Origin of the sequence: Martelella sp. UBA3392 (assembly GCF_002358775.1) — a bacterium.
GTDB classification, from domain to species: Bacteria; Pseudomonadota; Alphaproteobacteria; order Rhizobiales; family Rhizobiaceae; genus Martelella; species Martelella mediterranea.
Window position 1 is genome coordinate 1 of sequence record NZ_DEPM01000285.1, and the last position, 11,759, is coordinate 11,759.

At 63.4% G+C, this 11,759-nt stretch carries 12 protein-coding genes; 11 read left to right on the forward strand and 1 reads right to left on the reverse strand.

All coding sequences use genetic code 11. The features are described from left to right. The first annotated feature begins 193 nt into the window (after nucleotides 1-193). From B4E36_RS22185 to B4E36_RS22235, 11 genes are all read left to right on the forward strand, one after another. Nucleotides 194-985, forward strand: a complete 792-nt coding sequence (locus B4E36_RS22185; protein WP_292054165.1) for an ABC transporter substrate-binding protein — start codon at nucleotides 194-196, stop codon at nucleotides 983-985. 124 nt (nucleotides 986-1,109) lie between these two features. Then, nucleotides 1,110-1,784 (forward strand): amino acid ABC transporter permease, encoded by a 675-nt coding sequence (locus B4E36_RS22190; RefSeq protein WP_292054163.1) that lies wholly within the window; start codon nucleotides 1,110-1,112, stop codon nucleotides 1,782-1,784. Between the two features lie 80 nt (nucleotides 1,785-1,864). Next, on the forward strand, nucleotides 1,865-2,551 hold the full coding sequence (locus B4E36_RS22195) for a GntR family transcriptional regulator (protein WP_292054161.1): 687 nt from the start codon (nucleotides 1,865-1,867) through the stop codon (nucleotides 2,549-2,551). 136 nt (nucleotides 2,552-2,687) lie between these two features. Continuing rightward, the gene (locus tag B4E36_RS22200) at nucleotides 2,688-3,557 is read left to right on the forward strand and encodes a glycerophosphodiester phosphodiesterase (protein WP_345900831.1); all 870 of its coding nucleotides are present in this window, start codon (nucleotides 2,688-2,690) and stop codon (nucleotides 3,555-3,557) included. Between the two features lie 305 nt (nucleotides 3,558-3,862). Then, nucleotides 3,863-5,212, forward strand: a complete 1,350-nt coding sequence (locus B4E36_RS22205) for an extracellular solute-binding protein (protein WP_345900832.1) — start codon at nucleotides 3,863-3,865, stop codon at nucleotides 5,210-5,212. Between the two features lie 11 nt (nucleotides 5,213-5,223). Beyond that, entirely contained in the window at nucleotides 5,224-6,627 is a 1,404-nt protein-coding gene (locus tag B4E36_RS22210; protein ID WP_292054154.1) for a carbohydrate ABC transporter permease, read from the forward strand. 13 nt (nucleotides 6,628-6,640) lie between these two features. After that, nucleotides 6,641-7,465 carry a carbohydrate ABC transporter permease gene (locus B4E36_RS22215; protein WP_292054153.1) on the forward strand — a complete coding sequence of 275 codons (825 nt, stop codon included), beginning with the start codon at nucleotides 6,641-6,643 and terminating at the stop codon, nucleotides 7,463-7,465. Beyond that, nucleotides 7,465-8,523, forward strand: coding sequence for an ABC transporter ATP-binding protein (locus B4E36_RS22220; RefSeq protein WP_292054152.1), 1,059 nt, complete (start codon nucleotides 7,465-7,467; stop codon nucleotides 8,521-8,523). Before B4E36_RS22215 ends, B4E36_RS22220 begins: the two co-directional genes overlap by 1 nt. Further along, a complete protein-coding gene (locus B4E36_RS22225; RefSeq protein WP_292054151.1) occupies nucleotides 8,520-9,287 on the forward strand; it encodes a glycerophosphodiester phosphodiesterase in 768 nt (255 codons plus the stop codon). Before B4E36_RS22220 ends, B4E36_RS22225 begins: the two co-directional genes overlap by 4 nt. Continuing rightward, on the forward strand, nucleotides 9,284-10,291 hold the full coding sequence (locus tag B4E36_RS22230) for a LacI family DNA-binding transcriptional regulator (RefSeq protein ID WP_292054149.1): 1,008 nt from the start codon (nucleotides 9,284-9,286) through the stop codon (nucleotides 10,289-10,291). Before B4E36_RS22225 ends, B4E36_RS22230 begins: the two co-directional genes overlap by 4 nt. After that, nucleotides 10,288-11,112 (forward strand): inositol monophosphatase family protein, encoded by an 825-nt coding sequence (locus tag B4E36_RS22235; RefSeq protein WP_292054148.1) that lies wholly within the window; start codon nucleotides 10,288-10,290, stop codon nucleotides 11,110-11,112. The genes B4E36_RS22230 and B4E36_RS22235 overlap by 4 nt, the downstream gene beginning before the upstream one ends. A gap of 44 nt (nucleotides 11,113-11,156) precedes the next feature. On the opposite strand, the gene B4E36_RS22240 is transcribed toward B4E36_RS22235, so the two are convergent. After that, on the reverse strand, nucleotides 11,157-11,759 hold a 603-nt coding region (locus B4E36_RS22240), incomplete at its 5' end, for an ABC transporter ATP-binding protein (protein WP_345900833.1).

Below are 11,759 nucleotides of genomic sequence, written 5' to 3' on the forward strand. Positions count from 1 at the left end.
GGCCTTGCGATGGACAGCGGCGCGGTGCGCGTATCGCTCCTGCACTACAACACGCTTGAAGAAATCGGACGCTTCGACACCGTGCTTGGCGAGATCATCGCCGCGCACAAGGGCTGAAGCGTCGTGATGCTGGCGGCGCGAAAACGCGTCGCCACAAACCGCTTGCGGTCACCACCAGAGGGAGAATGAAAAAATGATGTTTACCCGCCGCCACGCCATCATGCTCGCAACGGCACTCGGACTTGCCGCCGGAAGCCTGTCGGCAGCCTCCGCCGAGCCTTTCCGCATCGGCGCCTATCCCAGCAATCCGCCATTCGAATACAAGAACGCCAGCGGCACTTTCGAGGGCTTTGAGGTTGATATCGCCACCGAAGCCGCCAAGCGCGCCGGCCTTGAGCCGGAAATCGCCGATTACGGTTTCCAGGCGCTGTTCGCCGCCACCACGTCGGGCCGTATCGACGGCGCGATTTCCTCGATCACGATCACCCCGGAACGCCTGGAATCGCAGTCCTTCACCCAGCCCTATTACGATTCCGACATGGGCATCGCCGTCAAGGAAGGCGTTGCGCTTTCCGGCACCGAGGAGCTGAAGGACAAGACCGTCGGCGTGCTTTCCGGCTCCACCGGCGCGAAATGGGTCGATGAAAACAAAGAGAGCCTCGGTATCAAGTCGGTCAAGGGCTACAACGCCCAGCAGGACATGTTCCTCGATCTCGGCGCGGGCCGCGTCGATGCCGTGGTCTCCGACATTCCGGGCATGGAATACCTGTTCACCAAGATGAAGGGCTTCGAGGTCGCAGCCCGGATCAAGACCGGCGAGCAGTACGGCATGATGATGGGCAAGGATCATCCGCAGCTCGATGCCATCAACGAGGCGATCACCACGATGAAGGAAGACGGCACCATGGCCAAGATCCACGAAAAGTGGTTCGGCTCGGCGGCGCCGGCCAATTCCTCCACCGTCACGGTCTTCGCCATCCCGTGATCGCGCATGACGGAGGGCGTCGCAACGCCCTCCTCTCTTTTTGCCGCCGCAAGGCATGGCCGGAAGACGTCGCGCCCAACAGGCGCGGCAAGACGCATGTCACGCTCACCGAAAGTTGCCGCCGATGACCCTCGTCGAAACCTTCTTCAACACCGAAGTGCTCGTCGCGAGCATGCCGCTCCTGCTGCGCGGGCTGATGAACACGCTGATCCTCGGCATTCTCGCCATTGTGATCGGCGTCAGCGCCGGGCTGCTGATCTGCGTGTTCCGGCTTTACGCGCCGAAGCCGATCCGGTTTCTGACCGTCGCCTATATCGACGTGTTCCGCGCCATGCCGGTGCTGGTGGTGCTGATCCTGGTCTATTACGCCCTGCCCTTTGTCGGCATCCGCTTTTCCGCCTGGACGTCCGCGATCCTGTCGTTTTCGATGGTGATGGCGGCCTATTCGGCGGAGGTGTTTCGTTCCGGCATCGAAAGCGTGCCGGATGGCCAGTTCGAGGCCGCCTCCGCGCTTGGCCTTTCCTTTCCCGTCACGCTGTGGAAAGTCATCCTGCCGCAGGCGATCCGGATCGTGATCCCGCCGACCACCAGCAATTGCGTATCGATGTTCAAGGACACCGCACTTGCCTCTACCGTGGCGATGCCCGAGCTCCTGAAGGAGGCGCAGGACGCCCAGGCGTTTTACGCCAATCCGACGCCGCTGATCGGCGCGGCGATCATCTATCTTGTGTTCCTGCTGCCGCTGGTGCGCCTCGTTGGCGTTCTGGAACAGCGGTTCCGGCGGGCGAAAACCCGCTGAGGCGCTCGCACGCTTGACTTTGATGCCTCTTGCCCCGACAGACGGTGAAAGGCTCGCACCACCACCGGGAGAGAGGCGCGATGAACAATACGGGACTTTCCAGGATTTCGTCGAGGATGACCGTTCAGGACGGGGTGTACGAGCAATTGCGCCAGGCCTTGATGTGGGGCCAGTTCGAACCCGAGCAGGTGACCACGATCTCCTCGCTGGCCGCCGAATTCGGCACCAGCCATATGCCGGTGCGCGAGGCCCTGCGCCGGCTTGCCGCCGAAAAAGGTCTCGAGATCAGCCGCAACGGCTCGGCCCGGGTGCCCGCCGTCTCGCGCCAGCGTCTCGACGATCTGTGCCGCGCGCGCACCGCGCTTGAGGGACTTGCGACCAAACTTGCGACGCCGCGCATGAAGAAGGCCGAAATCGAGCATTGCCTCGCGCTTGCGCGCGAGCATGAGTCGCTTGGCCGCAATGGCCAAGTCCACGAGATGCTGCGCAAGAACCAGGAATTCCACTTCGCCATCTATGAGCTTTCGGGTTCCGAGGTCCTGCCGCAGATGATCGAGACGCTGTGGCTGCGCTTCGGCCCCTATATGCGCATGCTCTCCGACCTCGTGATCCATCAGATCAACGAGGGCACGATCCACCCCTATTCGACTTATCACTACGAGATGATCGAGGCCTTCCGGCGCGGCGATGCCGAGGCGGCCGCAGCACTCATGGTCAAGGATATCGAGGCGACGCAAGCCCTGCTGCAGGACATGTGCCCCATTTGAGTTTGCTCGCGCCTGACCGGGAAGCGCCCCGAGGCTTACGTCGGAGAAGCGGCTTCATACATTGTTCATGAGCGCCGGATAGAGGCGGCGGGCCATTTCGGCAGAACCACGAAGCAGATGAAAGCGAAGCCAGACCATGTCGCATAACAGCGGACTCCATCTTGAACTGAACGGCCGCAAGACGCGACTGAAATGGCACCAGCTGCGCAAGCGCCTCGCCGATCCCGTCTTTTCGCTTGCCGTGATGGCGGAAGGCTTCGCGGTCGGGGCCTCGATGGAGCTTGATCTCAGGGTGCGCGCCGATGGCGGTTTTGCCGTCGTGCACGACGACACGCTGGAAAGCGAGACGGATGGACGGGGCCTCGTCTCCGCATCGCGCCGTGAGGACCTTGAGGGCTTGCGCTATGCCGTCGGCGGCGAGCCGCTTATCCTTTCCGAAGATCTCGCCCGGCTGCTCTCCGGCGCACATCCCGATACGCTGGTGCAATTCGACATGAAATCGGATCTCGGGGTGATCGGGAGCGCCGGACTTGCGCATCTGGTCCAGATCATCGGCGCCAATGCCGGCAATATCATCGTCTCGGCGACCGATCTTGCGCTGATCGCCGCGATGCGCGAGACCATGCCGGAAGTCGCGCGCGGCATCGACCCGTCGGAGGACATCTGGGAGGCCTGGGAGAAGGACGGGTTTTCGGCCGCCTCCGACGCGCTCGATGCGGCGCTTGCGGGACCGACCGCGGCCGGCACCATCTACCTGCACTACCCGCTGGTCCTGAAAGCGGCCAACCATGGTCTCGACATGATCGCCGCCAGCCACGAAGCCGGCCTTCTGGTCGACGCCTGGACCTTCAATCCTGCCCGGCCCGACGAGGGGCTGACGGAGGCGGAGATTGAAACCGTAAGGCGCCTGCTCGAACTCGGCGCCGACCAGATCACCACCGATGAAGCGCCGCTGCTCGAAGCCGCCTGGCGCGCGGCAGGGCACACCGTTTCCGCGCCCGACTGAGCCAGTTCCCGTTCAAGAAAGGTCCATACCGGTAATATTTTTGTACACGTGTACATTTGTCATGTACACGTGTACAAAATGTCACGTGGGCGTCATGAGGAGGACATAGGTCATATCGTGCGTCCGATCGGCGAAGGCCAATTTCCGCGGTTTGGAGGACGTGCGCGGGTGGTTTCGCTTCACCGGCATCGTGCTGTTCCGGCAGGCCCGGAAACAAGAAACGGCCGATGCGATATGACAACACGGGCGGGGCTTCCGTGACAATTTCGGGGGAGCCTCATGCTCAGGGACCTGGAGAGACCCGCATGAATATCAAGGCATTTATCGGCACTGCGGCCATTGCGATCGCGGCCGCCACGTCAGGTGCGGCGCATGCCGAGGACTACACCATCACCGTCTGGTCGGGCGGCACCGACGACAACTCGCTCTATCGCGTCGACGCCATCGAAATGGCGGCCGACTATCTCGAGCGTCAGGCGGCCATTCGCGGCGACGATCTCAACATCACCGTCGAAAAGCAGGTCTGGTCGAGCTGGGACGATTTCAAGCAGGCCGTGACGCTGGCCGCCGAATCCGGCACCGCCCCCAACATCATCGTCACCGGCCATGAAGACATCGGGCCGTGGTCGCAGGCCGGCATTCTGCGCCCGATCGAGGACTATGTCGATTTCGACGCCTGGCCGCTCAACCAGCTCTACGACAATCTCATCGACGTATCGAGCTATGACGGCATGATCTGGGGCATCCCGCAGGACGCCGAAGCCCGTCCGTTCTTCATGTCCAAGCCGGACCTGAAGGCGATCGGCTACAGCGATGCCGATATCGACGCGCTGCCCGGCAAGATCGAGAGTGGCGAATACACGCTTTACGACATGCTCGATGACGTCAAGAAAATGCAGGATGAAGGCGTGGTCGAACCCGGCTACGGCTTCGGTCCGCGCGTCAACAACGGCACCGATTACTGGCAGTTCTATCAGTCCTTCGGCGGCGAGATGGTCGATCCCGAGACGGGCAAGCTGGTGTTCGACAAGCAGGCGCTCACCGACATGTACCAGTTCTTCGTCGATGCCGTGGAGATGGGCGTGACGCCGAAGACCTATCTCGGCGGCGAGTGGGACACGTTCCACACCAATGTCGCCACCGGCAAATACGGCGCCTGGCACGGCGGCACCTGGCACAAGCTGCAGTGGGAAAACCAGTACGGCCTCGAGGATTTCTTCGACACCGTCTCGTTCTCGCTGATACCGGCCGGCAATGAAAACGGCAGGCCGAACACCATCACCCATCCGCTGGTCTACCTGATCTCGACCCAGGGCACCGACGACGACGCGGCGATCTCCGCCGAGCTTGTCGCCGTTGCGTCCGAGCCGCGCATCAACGCGCTGCATGCGGTCCAGTCCGGCCATCTGGCGATCGGCGAGGCGGAGACGACCATTCCGTTCTACGCCAATGACCGTTGGGCCAGCGAAGCCACCGAAAAGCTGCTTCCTTACGCGAACTCGATCCCGAACAATGCCGATTTCGGCATCTACTGGGAAGCCATGTTCAAGGGTCTGGAATCGGCCTGGGCCGGCACCACCTCGGTCGAGGACGCCGTCAATCAGGCTCAGGCGACGGTCGAGAACGGCCTCGGCGACCAGATCATCATTCGCTGAACGGAGCGAAGATGACCGACAACACCTCCGTCGAAAGAGGTATCAACCCGGGCGTGGCCACGCGCCCGGGCGATGCCGAAACCGTTAAAGCCGCAGGCAAAGGCGGCCCCCGCATCAGTCCGTTCGGCATCCTGATGCTGTCGCCGGCGCTTCTGTTTCTGCTCGCCTTCTTCTTCGCCCCCGTGGTGCTGACGGCGGTCTTTTCCTTCACCAACATGACCAGCGCGACCGGCATTACCGGCGGCGCCTATGTAATCAGCCCCAATGCGCTGCGTAATCTCGAATGGCAAGGCATGGACAAGGCCGTGACCGAGAGCCTGAGCGGCACGTCGATCACCGTCGACGAGGCGGCGCTTTCCCGCGCCGCTGCGGCCGGCGTCGACCCGGATTTTCTGGACGATATCGAAAGCCGCCTGATGGGCGCGCATTTCGAGGATGCCCGCAGCTTCGAACGCGAGTTGAAGACGCTCCCGAACCGGCCGCGCCGCATCCGCGACCTCAAGCTGGCCGCCGAGCCCTTCGGCCAGTCGATCCTCAACACCCGCTTTGCAACGCGGGACCAGGCGGTGACGGCGATCGATGCGGTCGCGCCGGACCTGACCGAAGACCAGCGCGACGCGGTTCTGACCCAATCCTATACCGGCTGGGTCTGGACCACGGACAATTTCAAACGGCTGGCGACCACGCCGGCAACCGGACGACTTCTGACCAATACCGCGCTTTATGTCAGCCTGACGCTTTCGATCTTCAATGTCGGGCTCGGCCTGTTTCTCGCGATCGCGATCTTCTACATGCCCAAGGCCAGTGGTTCGGTGTTCAGCGTGCTCTGGCTTCTGCCGCGCATCACGCCGGTCGTGCTCTATGCGGTCATGTGGCGGTGGTTCACGTGGGATGACGGGTTTCTGGCGACAATCGCCGCCCATCTCGGCCTTCCCTCGTTCAACTACATGAAAGGCTCCGTGCCGACGGCCTGGGCGACGATCATCACCCTCAACGGCTTCATCGGCGCATCCTTCGGTATGATCCTGTTCAGCGGCGCGCTCCGGGCAATCCCCGTCCAGCAGCTCTGGGCGAGCGAGGTCGACGGCGCGAGCCGCTTTCAGCAGGTCCGCAAGATCATCCTGCCGCAGTTGAAATGGCCGATCCTGTTCGTAACCTGCTATCAGTCGCTGTCGCTGCTGTCGTCCTATCAGGAAATCTGGCTTACGACCAATGGCGGGCCGGGCAACACCACCAATGTGTGGGCGCTCGAAGCCTTCCGCATCGCGCTGTCGAACTTCACCGGCAATCTCGAATATGGCCTCGGCGCTGCCATGGCACTGGTGCTGGTCGTCGTCGGCCTCGCGCTTTCCATCATCTTCCTCCGGCTCTTCAAGTTCGGGGAAATGCTGGAAAAGCCGAAGATCGAATTTTAAGGGAGGTCGGACAATGTCACGCAATTTCGCCGCCTGGCCGCTCATTCTGGTGCTGGGGCTGCTCAGCCTGCCGCTGGTGATCATGTATGCCTTCGTGTTCATCGACAGCTTCACGAATTCGCCACCGGGCTCGATGATCCCGAACGAGTTCACGCTGGAACACTGGCAGTTCCTGATCGACCCGTCGATTGCCGGCAATGTCTGGTCGGCGACGCTCAACACGCTGATCTTCGCCTGCTCGATCGGGGCGATCGTGGTGTCGCTGTCCTCCATGGGCGGTTATGCGCTTTCGCGCCTCAACATGCCGTTCCGGCAGTTCTTCCTGGCCGGCATCATGGTGATGCACGCCTTCCCGTCGGTGACGCTGATCATCGGGGTGTTTCTGGTGCTGCAGTTCATCGGCCTTTACGACACGCTGATCGGCGTGGTCTTCGTCAAGGCATCGCTGATGCTGCCCTTCGGCATCTGGATCATGAAGGGGTTTTACGACACCGTGCCCTGGGAAATCGAGATGGCTGGCGTTCAGGACGGCGCATCACGCTTCACCGTCTGGCGGCGGTTGATCCTGCCGCAGGTCAAGCCCGGCCTGATCGCCCTCGTCGTGTTCTCCTTCCTCGATGCCTGGGGCGAATATGTGCTGCCGCGCATCCTGGCGCCGACGGCGGATTACCGGGTGCTCTCGGTCTATCTCGAACGGGTCTCGCAGAAGGATTCGATCACCTATGACTTCAACCTCTTCAAGGCGGTGGGGCTCTATTACACCCTACCCGTCATCATCCTGTTCATCATCTTCCAGAACCGGCTGATGAACATCTTCAGCGGAGGCACCAAAGGCTGATGCGTATCAAGCTCGAAAATTTCACCAAGACCTTCGACCACACCACGGTCATCGACAGGATGAACCTTGAGGTGAACGACGGCGAAATGCTGGCGCTGCTCGGCCCTTCCGGCTGCGGCAAGTCGACGACGCTGCTTGCCATTTCCGGCATCCACCGCATCAATGGCGGGCGGATCCTGTTCGGCGACAAGGACGTGTCGGGCGTGCCGAGCCAGAAGCGCAATGTCGGGGTGGTGTTCCAGAACTATGCCCTCTATCCGCATATGACGGCGTTCGAGAACATCGCCTTTCCGCTGGAAGTGCGCCACGCAAGCCGCGCCGAGATCGACCGCGAGGTCCGCCAGATCGCCGAACTCGTGCATATCGACCGCTATCTCGACCGCCGCCCCGGCCAGCTTTCCGGCGGCCAGCAGCAGCGTGTGGCGCTGGCCCGCGCGCTGGTGCGCAAGCCCGCCGTGCTGTTGTTTGACGAGCCGCTCGCCAATCTCGACGCCAAGCTCCGTCTCGAAATGCGCTCGGAAATCCGCCGCATCCAGATGGAGACCGGCATCACCGCCATTCTCGTCACCCATGACCAGGTGGAAGCGATGTCGATGTGCGACCGAATCGCGATCATGAACGAGGGGCAGATCATCCAGATCGACACCCCGACCGACATGTACCGCAATCCGAAGACCCAGTTCGTCGCGGGCTTCCTCGGCAATCCGCCGATCGCCTTCGTCAACGGCCGGGCGGAAGCAGGCGTCATCCGGCTGGACGAGGACGACGTCATCCTGCCGATGCCTTCCAATGCGAAAAAGACCGAGGACGGCGCGCCGATCATCGTCGGCATCCGCCCGGAAATCTTCGGCAGTAATGACGGCAGCCCGGTTGGCGGCCGCGTCAGTTTCGTGGAGACCCAGGGGCGCGAGAACCTCTACGACGTTGCCCTGCCCTCCGGCGCGGTTCTCCGCTCCATCCAGCCGGTGCGCCATGACATCGCGATTGGCGACGAGGTGCGCTGGGGCGTTCGCCCGGACGATCTTCTTGTGTTTCAGCAGGACGGGACGCGCCTATGAGCAGCGCGCCCGGACTTGCAGATTTCATCGCGCGCTATGGCTGGCCGGCGGTATCCGCCCCGCTCTGCATCGCCCATCGCGGGGCGAGCGATCACGCCGTCGAAAACACCCTCGCGGCCTTTCGCCTCGCCTCCGAACTGGGGGCCGACATGTGGGAACTCGATACCCAGTTGACCCGCGACGGCGTCGTGGTCGTCTCCCATGACGACCACCTCGAACGGGTGTTCGGTGTCGATGCCCGGATTTCCGCGATGTCGGCGGCGGAGTTGGCCGACCTTGAGGGCGTCGACGTTCCGACCTTCGCCGAGGTTGCAGCCCTCGGGCGCGAACTTGGCACCGGCCTCTATGTCGAACTCAAGGCAGCAGGCACCGGGCTGAAATGCTGGCAGGAACTCAAGGACCACGACCAGCGCTATGCCGCCCTCGGCTCGTTCGACACGGCGCAGGTGCGCGAGTTGCGCGACGCTGGCTGCGACCTCCCGCTTGCCGTTCTGGTCGGCATGGGCAGGGACCCGATGGCGCTGGCCGAAGAGGCCGGGGCCGATCTCGTTCATCTATGCTGGGAAAAAGACGGGCCGCGCCCGCAGGACAAGGTGACAGCGGAGCTCTGCGACCGTATCTTCCGCTCACAACGGCGGATTGTTCTCTGGCATGAGGAGCGGGCGGATATCCTGAAAGACATGATCGACCTTCCGGTTCTGGGCATCTGCACCAACCGGCCGGAGATGATGCAGACCGGCGAGGCATCCAGCGACTTTACATGAGCGATCCAGTATTTCCGAAACGGGCCGTGACGTCCCATGATGTCGCCCGGCACGCCGGCGTTTCCCGCGCCGCCGTGTCGCGCACCTTCACGCCCAATGCCTCCGTCTCCGAGGAAACCCGGCAGAAGGTCATCAAGGCCGCCAACGAGCTCGGCTACCGCGTCAATTATCTGGCCCGCAGCCTGATCAACAAGCGCTCCGATCTGGTCGGCGTGGTCGCCGCCGGCCTCGACAATCCGTTCCGGACGATGCAGATCGACCACCTGACGCGCGGCCTGCTGGCGCGCGACCTGCGGCCGATCCTGCTGCCGACCTCGCGTTCGGAGGATGTGACGACCTTCATCCGGCAATTGCTGCAATATTCGGTTTCCGGCGTCATCGTCACGTCGGATGCCCCGCCGACGGAGCTGTGCGAGGAATGCGCCGGCAATGGCATACCGATCGTCCTGATCAACAAGGGCGAGAACATTCCGCTGGTGGATCGCGTGGTCAACGACGACGAGGTCGCTGCCCGGGCGGCGGCCGACTATTTCTTCGATGCCGGCTGTCGGCGGCTGGCCGTCATGGCCTCGCCGCACCTGTCGTTTACCGGCCGCAGCCGCAGGCAGGCGTTCGTCACGCGCGCTGAGGAACTGGGCGCCGCGCTTGAGGTGATCGACGTGCCGGTCAACGACTACAAATCGGGCTTCGAACAGGGCGCAGCACTCGCCGACAGCGCCGCCGAAGCCCTGTTCTGCGTCAATGACTACATGGCCTGCGGCGTCATCGACGCGCTGGCGCGCCTTGGACGCGACCGCGACCATCCCGGCCTCAGGGTCATCGGCCATGATGATATTCCCCAGGCAGGATGGGACGCCTATCGGCTGACGACCTTCGCCCAGGCCTGCGACCTGCAGACCGAGGCAGCGATCGATTTCCTCGAAAGCCGCATCGCCAATCCCGACCTTCCGGCGCGGCTGGAAACCACGCCCGTGCGGCTGGTGGAACGAAAGTCGACCGCATGACCAGCCTGTCCGAACATGACATTGACGCGCGTTATGCGTTTGCGCGGGCGCTTGCCTCGCGCGCCGGCGCGCGGGCCCTTGAAATCCAGCGGCGCAAAGAGGCGATTTCGGTCGCCAACAAGGGGCTTCAGGATTTCGTCACCAATGCCGACCGGGAATGCGAGGCGCTGATCCGCGCGGCGATCGCCCGCGACTTTCCCGATGACGGCTTCGTGGGCGAGGAGACCGGCCGGACGGGCGGTGACGGCCCGGTCTGGGTGATCGACCCGATCGACGGCACCAACAATTACATGCGCCGCCTGCCCGACTGGGGCGTTTCGATCGCGCTGGTGGCCGACGGGGAAATCATGCTCGGCGCGATCTTCGACGCGACCACGCAGACCGTGTTCCACGCCCGCCGTGGCCATGGCGCGTTCAATGGCGACAACCGACTTTCCGTCTCAAAAAACGATGATCCGAAATCGGCGCTGGCGCTCACCGGCCATTCCCGCCGCACCGCGATCGGCTCTTATCTCGACCTGCTCCTGAGGCTGCACGAGCACGGCTTCGATCACCGCCGCATCGGCGCGGCGGCCCTCGGACTGTTGCGTGTCGCTGAGGGAAAGGCCGAGCTCTATTACGAGGCCCACCTTAATTGCTGGGACGTCCTGGCCGGCATTCTGATCGCGGAAGAGGCAGGCGCCGTTGTCGAACGCCCCGCGCTCGCCGACCTTCTCAGCCGCGGCGGCCCGGTGCGCGCCTGCGGGCCCGAGATCGCGTCCGCTGTCAGCGCATTGTTCCACCCCTCGCCGCAACGCCGCCAAACGCAGGGTCGGGGCTGACCGCTCGCCGGCCCTCTCCATTCGCGCGCCCGTTTCCAGTTCGGCTACAGCGCCTCGCCGGTCTCGCTGTCGAAGATGTGGACGCGTTCGGGGTCGATCTTGGCCTCGAAGGGTTGGCCGTGGCGGACCTCGCGTTCGCCGTCGACGATCGCCGTCACATGCTGGCCGCCGAGTTCGAAGACGACGTGGCTCTGGGCGCCGGTCGGCTCCACCAGCAGCGCCGTGCCGTTGATCACCGAACCGGTTCCGATATCGGGATTGAGGTGCTCGGGACGAAGGCCGACCGTGACCTTGCGGCCGGGCGTGAGGCCGGCATGGTCGCCGGAGATCGCCAGCACCGTTCCATCGGCAAAGCGCACCGCCGGCGCGCCGTCCGCGGCGACGATCGTGCCGGGGAGAAGGTTCATCGCCGGCGAGCCGATGAAGGCGGCAACAAACAGGTTGGCCGGTTTCCTGTAGAGCTCGATCGGCGTGCCCTGCTGCTCGATCCGGCCCTGGTTGAGCACCACCACCCGGTCGGCCAGCGTCATCGCCTCGATCTGGTCATGGGTGACATAGACCGATGTGGTCTCCACGCGCTGATGCAGCGTCTTGATCTCCGCGCGCATCTGGACCCTGAGCTTGGCATCGAGGTTCGACAGCGGCTC

Excerpts from the sequence above, each read along its gene's own strand:
- B4E36_RS22185 (WP_292054165.1), top strand. The coding sequence starts at position 194 with ATGATGTTTACCCGCCGCCACGCCATCATGCTCGCAACGGCACTCGGA.
- B4E36_RS22190 (WP_292054163.1), top strand. The coding sequence starts at position 1,110 with ATGACCCTCGTCGAAACCTTCTTCAACACCGAAGTGCTCGTCGCGAGC.
- B4E36_RS22195 (WP_292054161.1), top strand. The coding sequence starts at position 1,865 with ATGAACAATACGGGACTTTCCAGGATTTCGTCGAGGATGACCGTTCAG.
- B4E36_RS22200 (WP_345900831.1), top strand. The coding sequence starts at position 2,688 with ATGTCGCATAACAGCGGACTCCATCTTGAACTGAACGGCCGCAAGACG.
- B4E36_RS22205 (WP_345900832.1), top strand. The coding sequence starts at position 3,863 with ATGAATATCAAGGCATTTATCGGCACTGCGGCCATTGCGATCGCGGCC.
- B4E36_RS22210 (WP_292054154.1), top strand. The coding sequence starts at position 5,224 with ATGACCGACAACACCTCCGTCGAAAGAGGTATCAACCCGGGCGTGGCC.
- B4E36_RS22215 (WP_292054153.1), top strand. The coding sequence starts at position 6,641 with ATGTCACGCAATTTCGCCGCCTGGCCGCTCATTCTGGTGCTGGGGCTG.
- B4E36_RS22220 (WP_292054152.1), top strand. The coding sequence starts at position 7,465 with ATGCGTATCAAGCTCGAAAATTTCACCAAGACCTTCGACCACACCACG.
- B4E36_RS22225 (WP_292054151.1), top strand. The coding sequence starts at position 8,520 with ATGAGCAGCGCGCCCGGACTTGCAGATTTCATCGCGCGCTATGGCTGG.
- B4E36_RS22230 (WP_292054149.1), top strand. The coding sequence starts at position 9,284 with ATGAGCGATCCAGTATTTCCGAAACGGGCCGTGACGTCCCATGATGTC.
- B4E36_RS22235 (WP_292054148.1), top strand. The coding sequence starts at position 10,288 with ATGACCAGCCTGTCCGAACATGACATTGACGCGCGTTATGCGTTTGCG.